Here is a 22,950-nt window from a genome sequence, read left to right as displayed (position 1 = left end):
GATGGCACGCCTCCTCGACGGTGTGATCCTGATCGATCCTACGGGCACGATCCTGAGCGCGAACCCCGCCGCTCTAGCGATGCATGGAGTGCAGAGCGTTGCAGAATTCGGCGACACCGCGGAAGCTTATGCCGAACGCTTCACCCTGTGGTCGGCGGACCATCGCCGCCTGAAGCGTCGCGAATATCCCCTCTTCAACCTCCTGGCCGGCGACGACATTGCGGACATGATCGTCGAGGTCGCGCCCGCAGGAGAGGACGAGGCGCGCTGGGTACATAAGGTCCGGGACGTCGTCCTGGACGTCGACGGCGGGGAGCCCGACTATCTCGCGCTCGTGCTCAGCGACATATCGCAACGCTTCGACGCCGAGGCGCGGTTCAAGGCAATGTTCCAGGCGAACCCCGCCCCCGCTATCATCGTGCGCCTGCGCGATCAGCGGATCGTCGAAGCCAACGCCGGCTTCCTCGCCCTCACCGGCTTCACGCCCGCCCAAATCATCGGCAAGTCTATCTTCGGCGCCGGCCTGTTCGCCGACCTGTCGGACCGTCACGCGGTCCGCCGCGGCATCGAAGCAGGCGAGGTCGTGCCCCAGACCGATGCGGAGCTGCTGGTCGCGGACGGCGCGCGCCGACTGGTACTCTTCGCCGGGCAGCCAATCGACGTCACCGGCGACGACGCCCTACTGCTGACCTTTGCCGATCTCGAGCCGCGTCGCCAAGCTGAGGCCTCCCTTGCCGCGAGCGAGCGTCACCTCCAGGCCGTCTTCGAAATGGCGCCGGTGCCGATGGCAACCACTCGAGACGCCGACCACCGCATCACCACGACCAATGCCGCGTTCCGCACGCTTACGGGGTACGGCGCCGACATCCTGAACCATCGCACCGCCGACGAGGTCGCACTCTGGGAAAGTGCGGAGCGACGCGCGGCGGTGGAAGCGGATGTCGCCCGAGACGGTCGGGTTCGCGACATTGATGCCAGACTGGTGTCACAGAGCGGGACCGTCATCGATTGCGCGGTGTCGGCCGAAACGATCAGCGTCGACGGCACGCCATGCGTACTCTGGATCTATCAGGATGTGACCGAACGACGACGCAGCGAAGCTGAGCTCGGCACGGCGATCGACGAAGTTCTGAAAGATACGAGCTGGCTTAGCCGATCAATCCTCGACAAGCTGGCTACGCTCCGACGACCGTCTTCTCATCCACCCGCAGCCGAGCTCAGTCCACGCGAGCGCGAAATCCTCGAGCTGGTCTGCGACGCCCTCGACGACGCGGCGATTGCCGAGCGTCTCGAAATATCGCGAAACACCGTCCGAAATCATGTGGCCAAGATCTACTCAAAAATCGGAGTAAACCGCCGCAGTGGCGCAGTCGTCTGGGGGCGTGAGCGAGGTATTGGAAAACAGTAGGCGGCAACCTGTCCATCCGCGTCGATATGACTTGGTTGCAGACGCTCATTCGCACTCTGGCTGACATTTCCCGACGTCTGGTCGTTTCCGGGCGGACGATCGGTCCAACACCTTTCGAGAAGCATCCCGAAAAGAGAAGTTTAAGTGAGAAGTGCGGGGGTAAACCCCCGAAAACAGAGGGCGATTGAGTCTTTTTCAGGCTATTTGCGCAACCCGATCTGCCATTCTGCCCTTACCGCCACGTATCCACAGGCATTCGTCAGCGGACTTTTATGTAGCCGCGAGGTTGCATCAATGGGTCCATGCATCCCCTCTCCGTTGCGATCGTTGACCCGGGACATCTGGGAGAACCAACCGTGACGATCTTCAACAAGGACATCATCCAGCTAACCGCGAAAAACGAGTTGTGGCAGAAGGAAGTGTATCGCGACAACAAGGTTCAGATCGTCCTCATGAGCATTCCCGCTGGCGAGGAGATAGGCATGGAGACGCATCGCGCCGACCAGACCACGTTTGTCGTCGAGGGCGAAGCGCAGGTGACGATCGACGGAAGCCATACCAAGGCCGGTCCCAACCATCTGGTCGTCGTGCCCAAGGGTGCCGAGCACAATATCGTCAACAAGGGCTCGTCGGCGCTCAAGCTCTACTCAGTCTATGCCCCACCCGCCGAGCCCGAAGGTGCGGCCTTTCGGACCAAGGCGGAAGCCGAGGAGGCGGAGAAAGGTTTGCTGACCAAGTTGGCGGAAAAGGCCAAGGACGCCGTGTCGGGCTGATCGCCGACGCACCGGCGTGCTGCACGCTACGTGGCACGCCGGTTTCGACCTCGTTACGCGTCTGCTCAAGCCACTCCCTGCGCAGCGGCGTTGCAAACGAGTAGCGCCGGATGCGCCGCGCCATTTAAGGAGCTGCGCCCAAGTCCGTCGATGTCGGCGATATTATCGTCATACGCGCATTGCGTCCGGGCACGCAAATTTGGCCTAACCCGCGAAGTGGTCTCGCGGGAAAGTGGAACGGGGCAGAAACCGCTCTGATCATCGAATGAGCGATAATCGAATGAGCAAAAATCTCAGGTTCGAGCGAATTTCTCGCCCGGTGGCCGCATCGCCGCCGCTGGAACAGCCCGTTGTCCGATTTGCAAACTCCACGTCGTAGCTATCGTCAGCCCTGAGCGGTAAGCCAAGTCTCTAGCGCCGCGGAATGGCGCTTGCGCTCGCAATCGACGGCCGCCTGTGCTTCGTCGTGGTCTCGGTCGTGCATTGCATCCAGTTCGCGTCGCTCGTTTTCTAGATCGGCAAGCTGTCGCTTAAGGTCTTCCGCTTGCTCGGTTAATTTGCCCGCGGCCGCCTGGTACGCCTCGTCCAGCTTTCGCACGTCCGCTTCGGCAGCATCCAAGTTCCTCCGCGATGGCTGCGGTTGCGACTTGACTGTCTCGCCACGCGAACTCGCGCCAAGCCTTTTTTTGGGCTTGCCGCGCTTGGAGCTTGCCGCCGCCAGATGCTCCGCCTCGCTCCCGCGCGCCACTTTTATGATCTCGCCAGGCCGGTCGAGCGGCGCTCCTATCAAGGCGGCGTCCGTAACCTCCTCGGCGACGCCCCGCGCGAACAGGTCGGCATCGGCACCCCATGCCTTCAAAGCCAGTCTGCGGCTTGGCGCCGCAACATAGGCATCATGAAACCCGATAGGGGTCCGAAACACTTTCAGCTTCTGCTTGCGCGCCATTCATTTCCGATCATGCTGGCTGACATGGACGGCTTGCGCGCCGTCTCATGAACTCAGCTGCGACCACGCAGGCTATTCAACACCGCCATGGCTGCGACGCCGGCGAGTGCTGCACTGGTCCACGGCCGCGCCTTCGCGAAATTCGTCGCCTTATGCGTCAGCGGCGCGTCACCCGAAAAATGTTCCCGAAAGGCATCGGACAAGCCGGTCTTGCCGCCAGTTTCGGTGGTGTTGATCGTATCGGTCATTCGAGCTCCGTCGGTGCGCAGGAATGCGCGTCCTGTCGTAAACGGCTCATTCGAGAAGCGGTTCAAACGACCCAGAAACGGTCATTCAAGATCCAGATTGCGACCGCGCTTACATACCGCTAACTGTTACACATGAGTAATACAGCTGGCATGCTGAAGCAGGCAGTCTACAGCGGTTTGATCGCGCTGGCGGCTACTGCTTTCGTGGCGGATGCCAGATCGAATTCCACACTGCCGAATATGACCGCAACCCTGCGCGAGCAGCGCGTTGAGAGCGCCTCTGTCGCCTTAATCCGCAACGGACGGATCGTCTCGACGGGTGCTTGGGGCATGGCTGGCCCCGACCGGGCGGCGACCGTTGCCACGCCCTATAACCTCGCCTCGCTGACGAAGCCACTCACGGCAGAGGTCATCCTGCGGCTGGTGTCGGCCGGCAAGCTGTCGCTCGATGAGCCGATGGATCGCTACTGGAGCGACCCCGACCTGTCGCGCGATCCCCGGCGGATGAAGCTGACGGTCCGCATGGCGCTGAGTCATCGCACCGGGCTGCCGAACTGGCGCAATGCCAAGGGGCTGGCGTTCGATCATGATCCCGGCACGACGACCGGCTATTCGGGCGAAGGCTATCAATATGCGTCGCGCTACGCCGAACACCGTACCGGACAATCGTTCGAGACGCTTGCTGGTCGCTGGCTGTTCGCGCCCGCCCGCATGCGCGCGTCGGGCTATGTGTCGGCGCAAGGCGAGACGGTGCCGATCGCCGTGCCCTACGACGACTCAGGCAAGCCGCTGCCGGTCGCGCAAGTGACGCAATACAACGCTGCCGATCTGGCGCACGCGACCGCGCGGGATTATGCGCGTTTTCTCATCGACGCCCGCAACGATCGGGGCCTGGTCCCGTCGGTTGCGGCCGAGCGCAGCAAATCGCAGGCCGACCTGACGCCCGGAATATGTGCCGGATCGAAAGCGGCCACCTGCCCGCCCTGGACCGGCTTTGGATTAGGTTGGCAGCTCCTCGGCTTTCCTGAGGGCACGACGATGCTCCACACCGGCAAGGATGCAGGAGCTTTCACCTTCGCCGCGATCAATCGCACAAGCGGCGACGGCATCGTGATCCTGACGAACAGCGACAACGGGTGGCGAGTCATCCTGCCTATCCTCGAAAGCACGGGAAGCGATCCGAAGCTGATCGCCTTCCTCCGCGGGCAAATGACCTGAAAGGATCGTATTGGCACCGCGCCGCGATACCTGTGGAGCAGCGAAGCGCAACTGACAGGTAGCTCGCGAGAGGCTTCTCACTTGGTGCCGTCCCTAGCCGCGTTGACAACCCACGTAGGGACTGATTAATCGACCACATCTGTAATCGACAAGACTGGTATCGGCATGATTGGCGCAGCGGTTCGTAAGCGAGCATCGAAGCTGATGCCTGCAATCGCCGCCGTTGGCGTGATTGCGATGCCCGCCGCCGCTATCGCGCCTATCAGCCCAATGACCCGCACGGTAATTCAACGTCATGGTGATGAATCCGCGCGAGGCGATATCAAAGCTCAAACAGCGCGCGCGCTCGCCATCATCGAGCATGAGATGAGGGATCGTCGCATACCCGGGCTTCAAGTTGCCGTGGTCAAAGACGGGCGGATCATACTCCAGCGCGGACTCGGCCTATCAAATGTCGAGAGCCATGTTCCGGTCAGCGACAAGACCCTTTTCGCGATCAACTCGGCGACCAAGTCCTTCACCGGCGTTGCGATGATGCAGCTTGTAGAGGCAGGCAAGGTCGACCTCCAGGCTCCCATTTCGCGCTATCTGGATGATCTTCCAGCATCCTGGCGCGCGATCCGTATCCGCCAACTGCTCGCGCACACCTCGGGCCTACCGAACATCGTTGATCGTCGCGGCTTGATCGGCGGGGGCAGCGAGGCGGAGGCATGGGCCAAGATAACGACCTTGCCGCTGGACGCGCCCACCGGAACGCGCTTTGCCTACAATCAGACGAACTACGCCTTGCTCGCCCGCATCATTGCCAAGCTTTCGGGGATGCCCTTCGAGCAATATTATCGTCAGCGTCAGTTTATCCCCGCCGGCATGATCCAGACGACATTCGGCGACACGTTCGACGTCGTTCCGAATGCGGCAACGCCTTATGCCTTCATGCGCAAGGTTCCGGGTCAGGCGGCTGTCGAGACAAAGAGCCTGAGCCGCTGGGCGGAAGACTTGCCGGCGGGTCTGCGCACCGGCGGCGGAATCCAGACAATCGCTCAGGAGCTTGCGCAGTGGATCATCGCCTTGCAGGACGGCAAACTCATCAAGGATCGCTCCAGGCTGGCAGAGATGTGGGCACCCGAACCGCTGGCTGGCGGTGGGTTTGGCCCTTGGGGCGCGGGATGGCCCGCCGTCAGAACGGCATGTCATCCGGCTTATGCCGGGATCGGGGGTGCCCGCTCCGCCTTCTACGTCTATCCAGACGACGGTTTGGCAGTGATCGTGCTTACCAATCTGGTTGGCGCAGAACCTGAAACGTTTATCGATAGCATCGCCGATGTTTTCGTGCCTGGTATCGCATCCTGCGCAAAGCCTTGATCGTAGCACGATCATGATACTTTCGCTGCCTGAGCCGTATTTCGATCGGTTCAACCGAAGGACGGTAATCCGGCGCGATCCAAGCCGTAACCTGTTTCTTACATGCACATGTCAGGCGTAAAAGCCCGCGGACCCGCGTAATCCTCACAGCGGCTGGGACCGTCGTCGTTGACAGCACTGCCGCCAGGGCGGCAATCGACTACAAATGTAGTCGATGGGGTCGTCTGCCATGTTCGGTTTGAACGCGTGTCATTCTCTCGCACCTCTCTGGTTCATTCGAAAGGCTTGCAAGTTTGCGTTGGGGTTGGCCGCGACAGTCGCGCTGGCGGCTCCGGCCGCGACCGAGACTGCTTCGGCCAAGGTAATCGTCCACGATCTAAAGGCGCTGGTGGACAGCTATGCCAAGCGGCGCGGCTTCAACGGGACGGTGCTGGTCGCACGGAATGGTCGTGTCCTGTTACGGCAGTCATATGGCCTCGCAAGCGTAGCTCCACGCCAGGCGAGCGGTCCTGCCCTGCGGTATCGGATCGGCTCGCTCACCAAGCCGCTAACTGCCACCTTGGTCATGCAGCCCGTCGATCAGAGGCGTCTGAAGCTCGAGGATTCAACCCCTTTACACCAGCCTCGCGACCCGGTCTGGCGTTGTCCAGGCTGTCACGCACCGTCAGGCACCCGTCCAGACGCAAGTGCCTGCAACGCCGAGACATGGCCCTTGAAGGCCTTTCGCCCCGCGGCCGTAGCAGCGATCCACGTCCTTTGGCGGGTGTTCACCGTAGCCTTCCGCAACTCGATGTATCCACCATCACTCAATTGCGCGAGATGCTTGGACAGAACGGAATCGCTGACCCCGATGATGTCGCGCGCGATCCCAAACTCCATCTCGCTCACATCGGCCAACAATGCCATGAGCTGTAGCCGCGCCGGTGGGTGGATCAGCGGGTCCAGCCGTTCAGCGCCCATGTCGCGCTCCATCTAGCTCCCGCCGGTACGCCCGCTCCCACACGATGCTCATGATCGTGGCGAATATCACCATGCCGCCTCCAACCGCGAACGGCGCCCACGTCAGGCCATAGCGTGTCTGCAGACCGATGGCGGCCATAAGCGCAGCGAACCCGACCACCAACATCACGACTGTCACCCAGAGAGTGTGCCCTGACCGATACCCGCTGACGAAGAACCCGTCGCGCTGCCGATCGCGGGCAACGACCATCGCGGTGGCGGCCATGCAAGCGGCCGCGACGATCAACGGCCATGGTCCAGGCAGCGCAAAGCCGGCGATCAAGCCGCCCAATAGCAGTCCCACCGCGGCGTGGCGCGCCAAGGACCATTTCGCCCGCTCAGCCAACGCCCCGCGTGTAACCCGCATCATGTCCAGCGAATGAGCCGCTTCCTCTTCGTCCATGCAAACTCCTCCGCCAGCCGCCCACCCATTTTCCACCTCCGCAACTTACGACTTGACCAAATGGAAAGCAACGGTCACTTTCCAATTCGGAAACTGACACAAGGGATCGGAAATGGTGCTCTCATTGGCTTGGATTGCCGTCATGCTCATCGCGGGGACATTGTGGGTGCGGAGGGATATCGCGGCGTACGCACGCTTCCAGACGCAGTCTGACACGATCGACCGGCAGCGGCTGTACCGGCGATGGCTGATCGAGAGCTTCGCCGTTCTCGGAGGTGCAAGCGTGTTCAGCCTTTGGCTGGCCGACGCGTTATGGCCCTTTACCGGATTCCCGTCGGCATTTGCCCCGGCAAGCCGGTTGCTACAGTCCGATGGGTCGATCTCCGGCGATCAATGGCTGCCGATAGCGATCGGACTGTTCTTCGGTATGGTTATATCGGTCGCCATCAAGTGGCGGCAAATCAAGAAGAGCCTAGCGCCAGGGGCCGGTCCGGACCAGGCGCTGATCCCCCGCAACCGTCGGGAAGCCACGCTGGCGCTGTTGCTCAGCCTGAATGCCGGATTCAGCGAGGAGTTGTTCTTCCGACTGGCGCTTCCGCTGCTGCTTCTGCAGGTCACGGGCTCGCTCACGCTCGCGCTAGTTCTGTCGATATTGGCGTTCGGCCTGGCGCACGCGCATTACGGTTGGAAGGGAGTGCTTGCCACCACAGCCGCGGGTGCGCTGTTGACACTATACTACCTGCATCACGGATCGCTGCTACGGGTCATGACAGCACATGCGGTCATCAACATAACCGCCTTCTTCGTCCGTCCCGCGATCGCGGACTTGATTCTCTCGCGTAAAGCCCCGCGATGGGCACTTGCGGCGTCGTGAGGAGACTGGCGTTGCCAAGTCCCGCGAGCAGGGCGGATCGTGCCTCCATAGCAACCTAGGTAAAGCGTCACCATCTCCTCTGGAACCGCGCCCCGCACCGCGCGCTCTTTTCCGGCAAGGAGGAGCGTGGAATGACGGATGCGTGTCCGCAAGATCATCGGTTGCCGGCATGAGTTCGGCCCGCTGGCCCGAGCGGCTCTGGATCGTCCGGCACGGCGAGAGCGCCGGCAACGTCGCCCGCGATGCTGCGCTGGCACGCGGGGACGACCGTATCGTGCTCCCCGCGCGCGACGTCGACATCGCCCTGTCGCCGCGGGGACAAGATCAGGCGCGAGCGCTGGGCCGCTGGTTCGCACGCTGCCCGGTCGCCGACCGCCCCGACGTGATCCTCGCCTCACCCTATGTCCGCGCCTGCGCGACGGCAGCATTGTTCCGCGATGCGGGCGGCGGCGATGGCGACGTGTCGGTCTGCGTTGACGAGCGGCTACGCGAGAAGGAGTTCGGTATCCTCGACGGCCTGACGACCAGCGGTGTCGCCGCGATCTATCCCGATCAGGCCGAATTCCGTCGTTTGCTCGGCAAATTCTACCACCGCCCGCCCGGCGGGGAGAGTTGGTGCGACGTCGTCTTCCGGCTGCGGGCCGTAATGGACACGATCGCGCTGCACCACGCCGGGCGGCGGGTGATGATCGTCGCGCATCAGGTCGTCGTGCTGTGCCTGCGCTACGTGATCGAAGGCCTGTCCGAGCGCGAAATCCTGGCGATCGATGCCGCCGGCGACGTCGCGAATTGCGCGGTGACCGAATATCGCTGCGATCCCGGTGCGGGGGAGGTCGGCGGCCTGGCCCTCGTCCGCTACAACAGCGTGCCGCATCTGGCCGCCGCCGGCACGCCCGCCGTGACGGCCGAACCCGATCGCATTGCCGGAGTGCGGGGATGAGCGAGGCGGATACTCCCATCGACAGCACCTGGATCGCGGCCAACCCGTTGCCCGTCCACGGTCGCGGCACGACCAAGAACAGCCGCGGCCGCGTGCTCGTCATCGGTGGTTCGCGCAAGGTGCCAGGTGCGACGCGGCTGACCGGCGAGGCGGCTCTGCGCGTCGGTGCGGGCAAGGTCCAGCTCGCGACCGTGGAGACGGCGGCGGTGCCCCTCGGCCTGATGGTGCCCGAAGCCGCGACGATCGCGCTCCCCGAGGACGAGCAGGGTGAGATCGGCCCCGCGGACACCGCCCTGCGCTCCGCCCTCGAGGCATGCGATACGGTGGTGATCGGTCCTGGCGTCGGCACGCCGGACGGCGCTGCACGGCTGCTCGACATCGTGCTGGACACTGCGCGCGACGACCTGACGCTGGTCGTCGATGCGATGGCGATCGGATGTATGAGGGACGTGGGGGACAAGGTCGCAGCGTTCGGCGGGCGGATCGTCCTGACGCCGCATTATGGCGAGATGGCCGTGCTCTGTGGCGCGGAGGAAGACGAGATCGCCGCCGATCCCCGAAGCTTCGCCCACGACGCCGCCCGAACCTATCGCGCGGTCGTGGCGCTGAAGGGCAGCGATACGGTCATCGCCGCGTCCGACGGCACCAGCCTCCACTATGGCGGCGGCGGCACCGGCCTCGCGACCGGGGGATCGGGCGACGTATTAGCGGGAGCGATCGCCGGGCTGTTGTCACGCGGCGCCACGCCCCTCGTCGCGACCGGCTGGGGCGTCTGGCTCCACGGCCAGAGCGCCCGCAGAATGGCGACGGTCAGCGGCCCGATCGGCTTCCTCGCGCGCCAGCTGCCCGACGAATTTCCGCACCTTCTGCCGCAGTGACAGCAGCCGGTCCTGGCTGGCTGCCTCACTCCTGTGCGTAAAGATAAGCGGCGATGTCACGGGCTTCGCCGTCCGACACGCCCATCTCGGGCATCGCCCCGCCGGGACGGACGCGCTGCGGATGCGCGATGAAGCGGGCGAGTGCGACAGGGTCGTTCGACTGATCACCGGCGATGATCGCACGCGTGCCGACGCCGGTCAGGTCGGGACCGACCGCGCCGGTCGCGCCGGAGATGCCGGGAATGATGTGGCAGCTGCCGCACTGGTAACGTGCGATCGCCAATTCGCCGCGCCGCCAACTGCCGGCGGTCATCGCGTCGGCCTGGGTGCGGGCAGCGTGGCGGGTCTGGAGGTAGAGGATCGCTCCCGATGCTGCCGCGACGACGATCATCGCCGCGACCAGCAGCGCCAGCCAAATGAGACTCGAGGGCGCGCGCTTACGCGATGCACCGCCTGTCGCTCGTTACCGAGGCCGGCCAGGTCGAACCGCGCGAACTGGTGGGCGCCGCGTTCAGCGAAACCCGCGGAACCATCCGCAACATCTCCGGCGTAGCCGGTCTGCGCGCCGCAACGTCGATCCCCGCGTCCCTGCTTCGCGACGCCCGGCTGCGACTGCGCTGGCGTCGGCGCACAATGCATGGGGAGGCGCCCGACTGATCCGCCGCGGCGGACGGCCCGCCAGCGCGGCGCGATTGCCGGCGGGACGAGCGGCGGCCAGCGAACGCGCGCCGGAACGAGATCGCCCGGCTCTGGTTGTGCCGGGAAAGGGGAGATCGCATGAGTACCAACCCGCGCCTGACGGCGTTGACCCGGATCGGCTTTGCGACGCGTGGCCTTCTCTACATCGTCATCGCCGTGCTTATCCTTCGCACCGGACGGGCGGAGGACCCCAGTGGCGCGATCGAGTATCTGGGCCGCGGCGGAGGACAGGTGCTCCTTGGGGGCATCGCCGTGGGACTGATCGCCTACGGCATCTGGCGCCTGGCCGACGCTGCACTCGACATCGAACGGCACGGGTCCGATCGCAAGGCGATCGCGGAGCGCGTCGGCGCGGGCTTCAGCGGGGCAATTCATCTCCTGCTCGCGTGGCAATCGATCCAACTGCTGCGCGGTGCGGCCCTGTCGGGGGACGGGACTCGGGAAGGCGCACGGACCGCTCTGCAACTGCCCGGCGGGTGGGCCTTGATCCTGATCGGCGCGGCAGTGCTGCTGATCCTCGGCGCGGTTCAGCTGCTGAAAGCGGCGAAAGGAAAGTTCCTGCGCTATCTCGACCCGGCTGTGGCGGGTCGGGCCTGGGTCCAGTGGAGCGGTCGCGCGGGCTATGCGGCGCGTGGCCTGGTGTTCCTCATCAGCGGCTACTTCCTGCTGAAAGCCGGGATCGAGGAACAGGCGAACGAGGCAGGTGGCATGGCGAAAGCGCTCGCGTGGCTGACGAGCCCGTTCGACATCGTCGTGGGCATCGGACTGTTGGCGTTCGGGCTCTTCAGCCTCGTCGAGGCCCGCTATCGGCGATTGCACGATGTGCCGGTGGACGAAGGCGTAGAACGCGTCATCAACTGGCGACGATAAGCAACAGAGACACAGAGCCGGCACATCGCCGCGCGCGATCGCATTCCGTCGCCCCTTCACTGCCTGTCGGTCGGCGCTCAGCCCGCTCTTGACACTCTCTGATGCACTGTTCTATATCGTATAGAACAGATGGAGCAGTGAAGTGTCCAGAATCGTCCCCCTCGCCATTGCGGTCGCACCCGGTGACAGCCGATCGATCGCCGGACAGATCGTCGATGCGATCCGGCGCAAGATCGCCGCGTCGGAGCTTGCCGTCGGCGACCAGTTGCCGAGCGTCCGGGGCCTTGCCCAGCAACTCGCGGTCAATCCGAACACGGTGGTCAAGGCCTATGCCGAGCTGACGTCGGGCGGCTGGCTCGTCTCGCGCGCGGGGCTGGGGCTCTACGTCGCGGCGCAGCGCGACTTACTGAGTCCTGATGAACGCGACCGCCGGCTCGATGCCGCGGTCGACCGTTTCGTCAACGAAGTCGTAGCGATCCGGGCCAACCCCGACGACGCGGTCGAGCGGGTCGGCGAGGCGCTGGGCGCGATCGGCGTGCGACAGTCGGCATGACGAGCGACTATGCCATCGAAACGCGCAAGCTGACGCGCGATCACGGGCGCAAGCGGGCGCTCGATGCGCTCGACCTGACGCTGCCGCGTGGCGGTATCCACGCCATCGTCGGCGCGAACGGGGCGGGCAAATCGACGCTGTTTCGCCAACTGCTCGGGTTTCAGCTGCCGACGTCGGGGGAATGCTACGTCCTCGGCCGGCGCACGGACCGGCTGAGCCCGGCCGACCGCGGGCGGATCGGCTTCGTGAACGAGGAGCATACGCTGCCCGGCTGGGCGCGGGTCGACACCGTATTGAAGGTCCAGCGCAGCCACTATGCCGATCGCTGGGACGCAGCGGCGTTCGATAGCGTCATCGCGAGCTTCGACCTGTCCGACAGCCAGCGCATCGGCCAGCTGTCGCGTGGCGAGCGGTCCGGCCTCAACCTCGCGCTGGCGCTGGGACAGTCGCCGGAGCTGCTGATCCTCGACGAACCGACGCTGGGTCTCGACGTCGTCGCGCGGCGGCGGTTGCTCGACGCGCTGATCGCCGCGACCGGCGACGAGCGCCGAACGATCCTTTATTGCTCGCACCAGATCGATGAGGTCGAGCGGCTGGCCGACACGCTGCTGATCCTGGAGCGCGGGCGCGTCGCGAGTTTCTCGGCGCCCGACGAATTCTGCGAACGGCTCCGCCACTGGGTCGCCGACGTGCCCTTTGCCGCCCCGCCTGCGGGCGGCATCCCCGGTGTGCTGCGCCACAGCCGCATCGACGGCATTCATCACTTCACCGTCATCGACCGCGGCGACGACTTCGGCGCCGACCTGCGCGGCTTCGGGGCGAAAAGCGTCCAGGCGATGCCCGTGCCGCTCGACCGCGCGGTCGATGCCTTCCTCACGCGAAACCACGCCGGCCCGGCGCACTGAAAGCATCCATCATGAGCGAACTCTATGTCGCCGAGCTGCGCCGTTTCGCGCGCTGGGCCGCGGGGCTGGCTGTGCTCCACATCCTCGCCCTGCTGATGCTCGATTACCTGTTTCCCGGCATCAGCGACGATGACGAGATCTGCAATCTGGCCGCCACGGTCTACGCGGCTTGCGGCGCGGTATTCGGCGTCTATCAGGCGGCGAGCTATGCGCGGCTCAACCACTGGATCGCGCTGCTCCACCGCCCCGTCGCGCCGTGGCGGATCATGGCGGGCGTCGTCGGCGCAGGCGCGACTACCGTCGTCGGCGTGATGCTGCCGCCGCTACTGCTGCTGATCGCCAGCCAGACGCTGGGCGTCGACCGCGTTGTCGATGCGCGCCACTGGCTGATGCCCTCGGCCGCGACGCTGTTCGCGCTGATCGGGTTCCTGGGCGGCAGCTATGCGGCGGTGGCCCCGCGCCGCTATGGCTGGACCGGGCTGGCGGCGGCGGCCGTGCTGATGATCGGCAATCTGGCGTATGGCGCGGCGGCGCTGCTGCTGCCTGCACTGACCGTCGTCCTGCTCGCGCTGCTGACAGCGGGCGCCTTTCGCCCGGACCGGACGCGGGCGGCGACCCAGCCGGTCCTGCTGGGACTGAGCGCGCTCGCGGCGGCCTTCACCATCTTCTTCATGCTGCTGATGGGCGGCGGGCTGGTCTATCACCTGTCGCTCGCCGCGCTCGGCCGCAACGCGCTGGTGAATGCAGGCGCGGCGACGCCCGGCGGGCTGGTGCAGTCGTCGCGCGCGAACAGTGACGAGCTGATCGCCAGCGCGCTGGGCCGCGCCGCGCCCGACCTGCGCGGCGTCGAGGTCGTTCGTCTGCCCAACAGCTTCGATTGGCTGCCCCGCCGCGGCGAGATGACCCGCAGCGTCGCGTCCCAGCTGACCGACACCCGCCGCGGGATCGCTTATACGTACAGCCACGACGCCAACCCCTATGTCGGACTGCGGCTGAAGGATCGTCGTCCGGTCGGCGAGCTTCGTCCCGACGGCGATTTCCCAGCGCCGCCGATCAGCGTTGGCGACGACATGGTCTCGTCGGGCGGCGCCCTATATCGTCTCGACCCCGCGACAGGCCGGATCGTTCGACTGTTGCAGCTGCCGGCGGGGGAGACGATCGTCGCCAGGCCGCGGCCGGTCGGTCGGCAGGTCGCTGTCCTCGGCGACCGCGCGCTGTATCTGTATGATCGCAGCGTCATGACGGGGCAGGCGACGATCGCTCCGGCGGCCATCCCCCTCGGCGGGGCGGTTGGCGACATCCGCCGGATCGACGCCGCCCCCCTTCCCGACCGGACGATCGTATCGATCTTCTTCGGGCAGAACAGCATCGAAGGCCCGCTCCCTGCATCGCAGCGCGTCGTCTCCGTCGCGCCGGACGGGCGAATCACGCCGCTGGCCGCACGCAGTTTCGCCCCCGAGTTCGACGATACGATGCGCTTCCGCGCGACGTGGATCTCACCCGTCATCTACACGCTTGCCGAAGGTGCCGAGCGCATTGGCGCGGTCGAGGCGGCGAACGAGCGACAGGCGGATGTCGTCGTTCCCTCGGGTGTCTGGGTTCGCGCCGCCCTGCTCGCGCTGGTCGCGGCGATCGGTACCGCGATCCTGGCTCGCCGCCGACGCCTGAGCGCGATGGCGACGGGATTGTGGTCGCTCGCCAGCCTGATCTTCAGCCTGCCGATGGTCCTCGCCTTCGCCCTGATCGAACGCCGCCGGCCGGTTGACTATTGAGTATTGCTGTACTAATACACTAGTAACACGGGTCGACGCGGGGCAGCGTCGCGCCGGGGCAGGCAAACGCCTGATATGAGCCGCGATTTCAGCGATTGCTCAGCGGCACCTCATGCCGCTCACCCTGGCGCGCGTCATCTTCCCATCGACCATAAAGGGGAAATTCATGATGATTGCCGCACATCTGCTCACCTGCGCTTCAGGTCTGGCGCTCGCCGCCCAAGCCGCACCCGCGACGACCCAGGTGCCACCGCAGGCCAAGCCCGCGCCGCAGCGGTCGAACGACGTCGTCGTCACCGGCACGCGGTCCGACGTCATCGGATCGACCGATCGCACCAGCTTCAGCGTCGCCAACGATCTGGCCGTACAGAACGGCACTCTGGCCGACGCCCTGCGCGCGGTTCCCGGCGTCGACGTGGACTTGCAAGGCAACGTCAGCCTGCGCGGCGACCCCGGCGTGACCATCCTGATCGACGGCCGCCCCTCGGCGATGCTGCGTGGGGAATCACGCGGCGACGCCCTCCAGTCGATGCCGGCCGGTCAGATCGACCGGGTCGAGATCATCACCAACCCCTCCGCTGCGATGAGCCCCGAAGGATCGGGCGGCGTCATCAACCTCGTGACGAAGCGCGTGCGCCCGAACACCCGCAGCGCGACCCTCAAGGCCGCCGCCGGCCCGCTCGGCCGCGCACAGCTGACCGCGAACGGCGCGCTGTCGGGCAAGACGCTGACGCTGACCGGCGACGCCGCCTATCGCCGCTTCCGCGGATCGGCCGACAGCACGCTCGACCGTGTCCGGGTGAACCCGGCGAACGGCACCACCACGACTACGACGCAGGTGTCCGACGTCACCGCCCGCGCGCAAATGCAGTCGGCGCGCATCGGGGCCGACTACAGCATCAGCGCGAAGAGCAAGCTGTCGGGCGAACTGTCGTACCGCGAGGGCCGGCAGGACATTTCCTCCTTCACCGATTCGAACAGCCAGCTGGCGTCGAACAGCTTCGACCGCGATGCCTTTCAGGCCATGCGCATGCGCAGCCTGGGCGGGCGCACGTCCTGGCGCCGCACGCTCCCGGGCCGCGGGCATGAGCTGACCGCGGACGTGAACGTCGAGGCGATCCGCCAGCGCCGCAGCATCGACGCGCAGACCGTCTTCGCCACCGCCGCGCCCAGCCGCGAGCTGATCTCCACCGACCTCGACCGCAGCGCCGTCGATGCGCAGGTCGATTACAAGCGTCCGCTCGGCAAGGACGGGTCGCTCAACCTCGGCTATGAAGGCGATTTCAACGGCGCGCAGTTCGATTTCCGCGGGGTACGCGGCGCGAGCCTCGACGCGCTGGCGCCAGTGCCGTCGCTGACCAATCAATTCGACTGGGACCAGGCGGTCCATGCCTTCTACGCGACCTACCAAGTCGATCCAGGCAAGTTCGAGGCGCAGCTGGGCCTGCGCGCCGAACAGGCGGAGATCGACCTCGACCAGCGCACCGACCGCATCACCTTCGAACGCGACTATTTCCGCCTCTATCCGACCGCGCATTTCGGGTACGAGCTAAGCGCGACCGAGCAGCTGCGCGGCAGCTACAGCCGGCGTATCCAGCGGCCGAACGGGCAGGATCTGAACCCCTACACCATCTACCTCGACCCGCTGAACCTGCGCCGCGGCAACCCGAACCTGATGCCTGAAGTGACCGACTCGTTCGAGGCCGGGTGGCAGAAACGCAAGGGCGGCACCTTCTATTCGGTCACCGGCTTCTACCGCACGTCGCGCGGCGGCGTGACCGATGTCGTGCAGGATCTGGGCAACGGCGTGTTCCTGAACACCCGCGCCAATCTGGCGACCGCCGAGCGCGTCGGCGTCGAACTGGTGGCAAGCGGGCGGCTGTCAAAGACGCTGACCTACAACGCGTCGGGCTCTTACTTGTGGAACCGGATCGACCCGCGGCAGGCGGGCATATCGACCTCGCGGTCGGGCGCGACGGGCTCCGTGCGCGGCAGCCTGACGTGGCAGCCATCGGCCAAGGACTTCTTCCAGCTGAGCGGCAACTTCACCGGCGAACAGTTGATCCCGCAGGGCTATCGCGCGCCGGGCGGCCTGCTGAACGCCGGCTATCGCCGCAAGCTCAACGACAAGATCAGCCTGACCCTGACCGGCCAGAACATCCTCGATACCCAGCGGACGATCACCGTCCTCGACACGCCGCTCATCCGAGACCGCATCCGCCAGAAGGGGCCTGGCGCAATCGTGCTGGCGGGGATCAATTGGACCATCGGCGGAACGAACGCACGCAAGCGGCCCGAGCCGGCGTTCGACTTCGATCAGGGAGCTGGTGCCAACTAGGGTCCAAACTCTAGGCAAGGCGCATGCGAAAATCGCGGAGACGTAGACCCATAATCAGACAATCGGGATCGTGAAGGGCCATGGCCTGTCGCGTAAGAAAGGAGCAGGGCAACTCGCCGGACCTGGCGATGGCCACGGCTGTCGCTATTGCCGGCAACTGATTCCGGCAAAATCAGCTCGATCATGCTTATGTTGGGATCGAATGAATTTCTACTCTTGTCCCCGTATTTGTAGCACAGCCTACCAACTATGACTAATTCATATGAAGGTAATGATCGTTCCCTTCTGCCAAATCATAGATTATACGTTCTCCGCACATCCAGTTATCACTAAATATCTCTGAATTTGACATGATTATGAGCCCCGTCCTCGGCATGCGTCTGATTTCGGGCGGCACATTCCTTATGGGGTCACAGCGTTTCTACCCGGAGGAAGCGCCCTGCCGTCGCGTCGCGGTCGACGACTTCTGGATCGACGAGACGCCGGTCACCAATCGCGATTTCGCGCGCTTCGTCGCCGAGACCGGCCATGTCACGATGGCAGAGGTCGCACCCGATCCGCGCGACTATCCCGGCATGACGCCAGAGATGGCGCGGGCCGGATCACTGGTGTTCGTGAAGCCGTCCGCACTGGTCGACATCGGCGACCCCAACGGCTGGTGGCACTTCATCTCCGGCGCCGACTGGCAGCATCCGCAGGGGCCGGATAGCGACCTTGATGGCCTGGACGACCACCCCGTCGTGCATATCGCCTATGCCGATGCGGAGGCCTATGCGCGCTGGGCGGGAAAGGCGCTCCCGACCGAGGCGGAGTTCGAATTCGCTGCGCGCGGCGGCTTGGACGACGCCGACTATGCGTGGGGCGACAGCCTTGCGCCCGGCGGTCGGATGCTCGCCAACTATTGGCAGGGGCTGTTCCCCTTCGCCAATCAGTGCCTCGACGGGTGGGAGGGCACGTCCCCCGTCGCCAGCTTCCCGGCCAACCCTTACGGCGTGTACGACCTGATCGGCAACGTCTGGGAATGGACGCAGGACTGGTACGCCGACGCCGCAGCTCAGGCGCCGGCGAAGGGCCGCAAGAGCTGCTGCGCGGTCAGCAACCCGCGCGGTGCGAAGCAATTCCAGAGCTATGATCCCGCACATCCGGGCGCCCGGATCGGTCGCAAGGTCATCAAGGGTGGGTCGCACCTGTGCGCCGAAAACTATTGCCAGCGCTATCGACCGGCCGCGCGGCATCCCGAAGCGGTCGACACATCGACCACCCACATCGGCTTCCGGTGCGTCGTTCGCGTATCGCCGAAACCGCGATGAAAACGCCGCCCGACGACGGCGCAATCGGCATTTCTGATCGCCAACGATCCGATCAATAGATTGTCCAGGCCGATCCGCCTTCGCCTACAAGCGGACTGGGCTATCACCGCAGCATTGGGAAACGACATGGTCAGCAGGCGGGACGCACTCAGGTCGCTTGCCGGCGGCACGATCGCTACCCTGGCCTTGCCGGATGCCGCCTCAACCACGGCGCGGGCACAGGGTGGCCTCCCCAACATCCTGTGGCTGGTCAGCGAGGACAACAACCCCTTCATCGGCGCCTATGGCGACAGGGTCGCCCGGACGCCCGTGCTCGACGCGCTGGCGAAGCGCGGCGTGCTGTACCGCAACGTCTATTCGAACGCCCCCGTCTGCGCGCCGTCGCGCTTCGGCATCCTGACCGGCGTCTATCCCGAAAGCTGCGGTCCGGCGCATCACATGCGCGCCGTCGCCAAGGCCTCGGCGGACCTGCGCAGCTATCCCGAATATCTGCGCTCGGCCGGCTATTATTGCACCAACAACGACAAGACCGACTATAATTGCGACATCGCGCCCGAACGCGTCTGGAACGCATCGAGCAAGACCGCGCACTGGCGCGACCGGCCGGCGGGCATGCCGTTCATGGCTGTCTTCAACTATATGACGACGCATGAATCGCGGCTGTTCGGCGCCACCCCGGGCGCGGTGACGCCCGATCGGGTCCGCGTGCCCGCCTATCTGCCCGACACGCCGGCGATCCGCGGCGACTATGCCAGCTATTACAACCTGATGGCCAAAATGGACGCTCAGATCGGAGAGCGGCTGGCCGAGCTGGCGGCGGACGGCCTCGCCGACGATACGATCGTCTTCTATTATTCGGACAACGGCGGCGTCCTGCCGCGCAGCAAGCGATATTGCTACGACGAGGGGCTGCGCTGTTCGCTGATCGTCTATGTCCCGCCGAAATGGCGTCACCTGTCGCCGGTGCCGATGGGCAGCGAAGTGACCGCGCCGGTCAGCTTCATCGACCTGGCGCCGACGTTGTTGTCGATCGCGGGGCTGGAGCGCCCGGCGCAGATGCGCGGCACCGCGTTCCTCGGCCATCACATCGGCACGCCGCCGACCGTCGCCTTCGGCATGCGCAACCGGATGGACGAACGCTACGACTTCGTCCGCACCGTGACCGACGGACGCTACCGCTACATCCGCAACTATTCGCCCAACCGCATCTGGGGCACTCACGGCGCGTTCGAATGGATGCTGAAAAGCTATCAGTCCTGGGATGAAGAGCGTCTGGCCGGGCGGCTCGACGCGGTCCAGGCGCGGTTCTTCCAGACCAAGCCCTATGAGGAATTCTACGATCTGACGCACGACCGCGATCAGGTGACCAACCTGATCGGCGACCGGTCGCATGCGGCGCGGATCGCGACGTTCCGCCGACAGCTCGACGTGCATATGCTCGCGATCCGCGACAACGGCTTCATTCCCGAAGGCGAAGTGGGCGAGGGCTATCGCGCGAGCCGCGACGATCGGCTGTATCCGCTGAAGTCGGTGATGGCGCTCGCCCAGGCGGCGGCGCGCGGAGACGGCCGCAAGCTGGGCCTGTTCCGCAGCGGGCTTACCCATACCAACCCCGTTATGCGCTATTGGGCGGCGACCGGGCTGGCGATCCTGAAACTGTCGGCAGCCCCGGCACAGGCCGCCCTGGCAGCGGTGGCGGCGAACGATCCCTCCCCCGCGGTCCGTGTCGCTGCGGCCGAAGCCCTGAGCATGTCCGGCGGGATCGCGACCGGCCTGCCGCATCTCGCGGCGATCGCGGCGGATACGCGCCTGGCCATGCCGCCGCGGCTGATGGCGCTGAACGCGCTCGATGCGCTGGGAGAAGCGGCGCGACCTGCCCTCCCCGCGATCGAGATCGCCGCGGTCGACAAGGACCCGTACCTTGCGCGCGCCGCCTCCTACCAGGTCGCAGTCCTGAAGGGCACCTATACCCCCGCCACCGTCTTCGTGCAGGGCCGGGAGGGATAGCGCCACGTCAGGACGCAAGCCGCGCGATCAGCGCCTTCGCGGCCTCGACGATCGCGGTTTCCGCGCATCCCGGTTTCAGGCGCGATCCGATGACTTGAAACGTCAGATTGTCTCGCGCAGCGTCGGAATAGATATAGCCGGAATTGGCAGCGCCATTCGCCAGCGTCGTCATCATCAGCTGCGTACCGGGCGTTTCCCGTCGAAGACGCAGGCCGATCTCACTGTAAACCTCGCCGTCGACGGTCACGATATGGGCGTCGCCCAGCCGCACGACGCCCACCCGGATCGTTACCAGACGACCGTCGGCATAGGGTGGCAACGCGCCTTCGCGCACGGGATCGTCGGCATCGAGCCGGTCGCGGCCAGGGCAGGACACGGTCGTCGATACACCGCGGATCGTCGCACGGGCGACGGGCGCCGGTGTGCGAAAGCGCATCGTATCGATCACCGCTTCGCCAATGATCGTGCCTGTCGCGGTGACGATGTCACTCACGTCCGCGATGGCGGCGCGATAGGCCGGCAGCCGGTCGGCCGGAACGGGTTTCGCCAGTGCCTCGAAGCGATTGCGGACGTCCGTGGTGCTTTCGACACCCGGTCGCCACGGCGGCGGCGCGGTAACGGCCATCGTGCCGGCCACTCCTGCCCGGGCACGCGACAGCCGGTTCATCGGCCCGACGAACGCCGGATTCTGATCGCCCGAGGCGCCTTGCGCAAAGATCGCGACGCTGTCCGCGCCGTAGCGCCGCTCGATATAGCGCGACGCTTCTCCTGCGAAGTCTGCGCTGACGACGCCGGACATGTAGAAGTTGATCGGGTGCATCGCGTAATTGACGTACACGCCGATCGGCAGGCCGTCCGTGTCGAGCACCTCCAGCACAGCCAGAGACTTGTCGGACGGACCGCCCGGATTCGGCCCCTGCACCCAGCGCCCGTCGAGCAGCAGATCGCGGTTGATGTTGAGGTCGAGCGAGCGTGTGGCGAAACCGATCCGGGCCGGCCGCATCGCCGCGCGCGCGTCGATGGCAGCCTTCACCAATGCCTGTTCGATCGCGGCCGCATCGGCCGGCGGGCCGCGCCGCAGCGTGGCTGCGCTGCTGTGCGTGTGGGTTGCGGACACGACGAAATTCTCGGCCGCACAGCCGGTAGCGGCAGATGCACGATCGATCGCCGTTCGTACTAGGGCATCGCCCAGACCGATGACATCCGCCCCAATCAGCACCGCGCAGTCGGTCGCATTGCCGATGACCATCGCACGCACGAACAGCGGGTCGCGAATGCTGTCGGTCGGGCCGAGTGAGGACGCGGGCGGCGTGATCTCTACCCGCGCCGCGCCGGCCTTCAGGGACGACGGCGCGGCCTGTCGGGCAAGCGCCGGCGGCGTCCAGCCGATCGCAACGAGACACAGCCACCCGACAAGCCGCCCGCGCATCAGCGCGGACTACCCGGGAGCAGCGTCCCGTATTTCTTTTCCAGTTCGCGCGTGAACTGGTCGCGCTTGCGCAGCGCATCGAGCGCGCCGTTGACGTCGAAGGCAGCGACCTGCGCGCTGATATAGTCGGCGCCCTTCTGGCCCCACTCCGCACGCTGCGCCGCGCTCACGGGCATGACCCAGCCGCCGTGCTCCGACGGATCGGCGTAGAAGCTGCCGGCCGGCGTGCCGTTGTATGGCGGCACGAACCGCGACAGATTGCCGGGGTCCTTGGGGAAGTCGTGCCTGGGCTGGCTTAGGCCAACCGGCATGTCGTTCAGTCGACCGACGATCTGATAGGCGCCGTACGCCAACTGACGGAAGTTGCCGCCCATTCCGTCGGCCGGAGGCTGCCCGGCGGCCGCCGGCGGCTTCTGACCCGTTGCCGGTGGCGGGGCCGAAGCCGGACCGCGCGCCCCCGACCCGGGCGGTCCGACGAGGCTGGTCGACATCCACAGCACCGGCACGTGCAGCTCGTCATAGGTTTCGCGCACCAGCGGCAACATCGTATTGCCCGAGGGGCCGTGCGCGGTCAGGAAGACGATCCGACGAAACCCCTGCCGGATCAGCGAGCGCGTCAGCGCCTTGAGATACGGCAGGCTTTCCGATGTCGAGATATAGACGGTGGCCGGGCTGGTCGTCGTTCCGCCGGGATAGAAATAGGCGAGATAGGGAAAGACCAGGCCATCGGCCTTTTCCGCAAGTTTCATGGCATAGGCCAGCGGGATGACATATTCGACGTCGGTCGGGTTGCCGCCATTCACCTCCGTCGGGCCGACCGGCACGAAGATCGTGTCGTTGCGTTTCAGATACTCGCTGACCTCATAACCCGTCAGGCTGGTCAGCAGCCGCGAGCGCATCGCCGGGGCAGCCGTCACGGTCGCCTCCGCCGGCGTCTGCGCATGGGCGGCACCGGCGATCCCGGTCACAAGCATCGCTGTCAGAGCACGCCGGTACATCGTTCGGGCAGAGATCATCG

22 protein-coding genes and 1 pseudogene are annotated in these 22,950 nt (G+C 65.6%); 16 read left to right on the top strand and 7 right to left on the bottom strand.

Annotated elements, in window-relative coordinates; translation table 11 throughout:
• Position 1 precedes the first annotated feature (1 nt).
• Together ACFSC3_RS01420 and ACFSC3_RS01415 are read left to right on the top strand one after the other, a co-directional pair.
• Positions 2-1,408 carry a PAS domain S-box protein gene (locus ACFSC3_RS01420; RefSeq protein ID WP_380937996.1) on the top strand — a complete coding sequence of 469 codons (1,407 nt, stop codon included), beginning with the start codon at positions 2-4 and terminating at the stop codon, positions 1,406-1,408.
• A 356-nt stretch (positions 1,409-1,764) separates the two neighbouring features.
• Positions 1,765-2,181, top strand: a complete 417-nt coding sequence (locus ACFSC3_RS01415) for a cupin domain-containing protein (protein ID WP_380937994.1) — start codon at positions 1,765-1,767, stop codon at positions 2,179-2,181.
• A 385-nt stretch (positions 2,182-2,566) separates the two neighbouring features.
• On the opposite strand, the gene ACFSC3_RS01410 is transcribed toward ACFSC3_RS01415, so the two are convergent.
• Together ACFSC3_RS01410 and ACFSC3_RS01405 are read right to left on the bottom strand one after the other, a co-directional pair.
• A complete protein-coding gene (locus ACFSC3_RS01410; RefSeq protein WP_380937992.1) occupies positions 2,567-3,127 on the bottom strand; it encodes a hypothetical protein in 561 nt (186 codons plus the stop codon).
• A 53-nt stretch (positions 3,128-3,180) separates the two neighbouring features.
• Positions 3,181-3,375: a hypothetical protein gene (locus ACFSC3_RS01405; protein ID WP_380937990.1), complete on the bottom strand. Its 195-nt coding sequence runs from the start codon at positions 3,373-3,375 to the stop codon at positions 3,181-3,183.
• Between the two features lie 132 nt (positions 3,376-3,507).
• On the opposite strand from ACFSC3_RS01405, the gene ACFSC3_RS01400 reads away from it, so the two are divergent.
• The 3 genes and pseudogenes from ACFSC3_RS01400 to ACFSC3_RS01390 all read left to right on the top strand — a co-directional run.
• Entirely contained in the window at positions 3,508-4,593 is a 1,086-nt protein-coding gene (locus ACFSC3_RS01400; RefSeq protein WP_380937988.1) for a serine hydrolase domain-containing protein, read from the top strand.
• A gap of 204 nt (positions 4,594-4,797) precedes the next feature.
• Positions 4,798-5,955 (top strand): serine hydrolase domain-containing protein, encoded by a 1,158-nt coding sequence (locus tag ACFSC3_RS01395; protein ID WP_380937986.1) that lies wholly within the window; start codon positions 4,798-4,800, stop codon positions 5,953-5,955.
• A gap of 214 nt (positions 5,956-6,169) precedes the next feature.
• Positions 6,170-6,568, top strand: a pseudogene (locus ACFSC3_RS01390) (serine hydrolase); the annotation flags it as partial.
• 41 nt (positions 6,569-6,609) lie between these two features.
• On the opposite strand, the gene ACFSC3_RS01385 reads toward ACFSC3_RS01390, so the two are convergent.
• Both ACFSC3_RS01385 and ACFSC3_RS01380 read right to left on the bottom strand, forming a co-directional pair.
• Positions 6,610-6,927, bottom strand: a complete 318-nt coding sequence (locus tag ACFSC3_RS01385; RefSeq protein WP_380937984.1) for a transcriptional regulator — start codon at positions 6,925-6,927, stop codon at positions 6,610-6,612.
• The gene (locus tag ACFSC3_RS01380; protein WP_380937982.1) at positions 6,905-7,357 is read right to left on the bottom strand and encodes a hypothetical protein; all 453 of its coding nucleotides are present in this window, start codon (positions 7,355-7,357) and stop codon (positions 6,905-6,907) included. The genes ACFSC3_RS01385 and ACFSC3_RS01380 overlap by 23 nt, the downstream gene beginning before the upstream one ends.
• A 112-nt stretch (positions 7,358-7,469) precedes the next feature.
• Here ACFSC3_RS01380 and ACFSC3_RS01375 point away from each other — a divergent pair, with 112 nt between their 5' ends.
• The 3 genes from ACFSC3_RS01375 (at position 7,470) to ACFSC3_RS01365 (ending at position 10,049) form a co-directional block, all read left to right on the top strand.
• Positions 7,470-8,231, top strand: coding sequence for a CPBP family intramembrane glutamic endopeptidase (locus ACFSC3_RS01375; protein ID WP_380937980.1), 762 nt, complete (start codon positions 7,470-7,472; stop codon positions 8,229-8,231).
• Positions 8,232-8,400: 169 nt separating this feature from the next.
• The gene (locus ACFSC3_RS01370; protein ID WP_380937978.1) at positions 8,401-9,171 is read left to right on the top strand and encodes a histidine phosphatase family protein; all 771 of its coding nucleotides are present in this window, start codon (positions 8,401-8,403) and stop codon (positions 9,169-9,171) included.
• Positions 9,168-10,049, top strand: coding sequence for an NAD(P)H-hydrate dehydratase (locus tag ACFSC3_RS01365; protein ID WP_380937976.1), 882 nt, complete (start codon positions 9,168-9,170; stop codon positions 10,047-10,049). The genes ACFSC3_RS01370 and ACFSC3_RS01365 overlap by 4 nt, the downstream gene beginning before the upstream one ends.
• Positions 10,050-10,074: 25 nt before the next feature.
• Here ACFSC3_RS01365 and ACFSC3_RS01360 read toward each other — a convergent pair whose 3' ends face one another.
• Complete coding sequence (locus ACFSC3_RS01360; RefSeq protein ID WP_380937974.1) at positions 10,075-10,440, bottom strand: c-type cytochrome; 366 nt, start codon at positions 10,438-10,440, stop codon at positions 10,075-10,077.
• 53 nt (positions 10,441-10,493) lie between these two features.
• Here ACFSC3_RS01360 and ACFSC3_RS01355 point away from each other — a divergent pair, with 53 nt between their 5' ends.
• The 8 genes from ACFSC3_RS01355 (at position 10,494) to ACFSC3_RS01320 (ending at position 20,503) form a co-directional block, all read left to right on the top strand.
• Positions 10,494-10,706 carry a hypothetical protein gene (locus ACFSC3_RS01355; protein WP_380937972.1) on the top strand — a complete coding sequence of 71 codons (213 nt, stop codon included), beginning with the start codon at positions 10,494-10,496 and terminating at the stop codon, positions 10,704-10,706.
• A gap of 120 nt (positions 10,707-10,826) precedes the next feature.
• On the top strand, positions 10,827-11,618 hold the full coding sequence (locus ACFSC3_RS01350; RefSeq protein WP_380937970.1) for a DUF1206 domain-containing protein: 792 nt from the start codon (positions 10,827-10,829) through the stop codon (positions 11,616-11,618).
• 142 nt (positions 11,619-11,760) lie between these two features.
• The gene (locus tag ACFSC3_RS01345) at positions 11,761-12,171 is read left to right on the top strand and encodes a GntR family transcriptional regulator (protein ID WP_380937968.1); all 411 of its coding nucleotides are present in this window, start codon (positions 11,761-11,763) and stop codon (positions 12,169-12,171) included.
• On the top strand, positions 12,168-13,076 hold the full coding sequence (locus tag ACFSC3_RS01340) for an ABC transporter ATP-binding protein (RefSeq protein ID WP_380937966.1): 909 nt from the start codon (positions 12,168-12,170) through the stop codon (positions 13,074-13,076). The genes ACFSC3_RS01345 and ACFSC3_RS01340 overlap by 4 nt, the downstream gene beginning before the upstream one ends.
• 11 nt (positions 13,077-13,087) lie before the next feature.
• Positions 13,088-14,848 (top strand): hypothetical protein, encoded by a 1,761-nt coding sequence (locus ACFSC3_RS01335; RefSeq protein WP_380937964.1) that lies wholly within the window; start codon positions 13,088-13,090, stop codon positions 14,846-14,848.
• Between the two features lie 166 nt (positions 14,849-15,014).
• Positions 15,015-17,186 (top strand): TonB-dependent receptor domain-containing protein, encoded by a 2,172-nt coding sequence (locus ACFSC3_RS01330; protein WP_380937962.1) that lies wholly within the window; start codon positions 15,015-15,017, stop codon positions 17,184-17,186.
• A 374-nt stretch (positions 17,187-17,560) separates the two neighbouring features.
• Positions 17,561-18,496, top strand: a complete 936-nt coding sequence (locus tag ACFSC3_RS01325) for a formylglycine-generating enzyme family protein (protein WP_380938534.1) — start codon at positions 17,561-17,563, stop codon at positions 18,494-18,496.
• Positions 18,497-18,622: 126 nt separating this feature from the next.
• Positions 18,623-20,503, top strand: a complete 1,881-nt coding sequence (locus ACFSC3_RS01320; RefSeq protein WP_380937960.1) for a sulfatase-like hydrolase/transferase — start codon at positions 18,623-18,625, stop codon at positions 20,501-20,503.
• 7 nt (positions 20,504-20,510) lie between these two features.
• On the opposite strand, the gene ACFSC3_RS01315 is transcribed toward ACFSC3_RS01320, so the two are convergent.
• Positions 20,511-21,932 (bottom strand): neutral/alkaline non-lysosomal ceramidase N-terminal domain-containing protein, encoded by a 1,422-nt coding sequence (locus ACFSC3_RS01315; RefSeq protein ID WP_380937958.1) that lies wholly within the window; start codon positions 21,930-21,932, stop codon positions 20,511-20,513.
• On the bottom strand, positions 21,932-22,948 hold the full coding sequence (locus ACFSC3_RS01310) for a creatininase family protein (RefSeq protein ID WP_380937956.1): 1,017 nt from the start codon (positions 22,946-22,948) through the stop codon (positions 21,932-21,934). The genes ACFSC3_RS01315 and ACFSC3_RS01310 overlap by 1 nt, the downstream gene beginning before the upstream one ends.
• Positions 22,949-22,950 lie beyond the last annotated feature (2 nt).

Origin of the sequence: Sphingomonas floccifaciens, assembly GCF_042681125.1 — a bacterium.
Taxonomy (GTDB): Bacteria; Pseudomonadota; Alphaproteobacteria; order Sphingomonadales; family Sphingomonadaceae; genus Sphingomonas; species Sphingomonas floccifaciens.
Note: the sequence above shows the minus strand (reverse complement) of the source record. Positions and strands in the feature narration are given on the sequence as shown.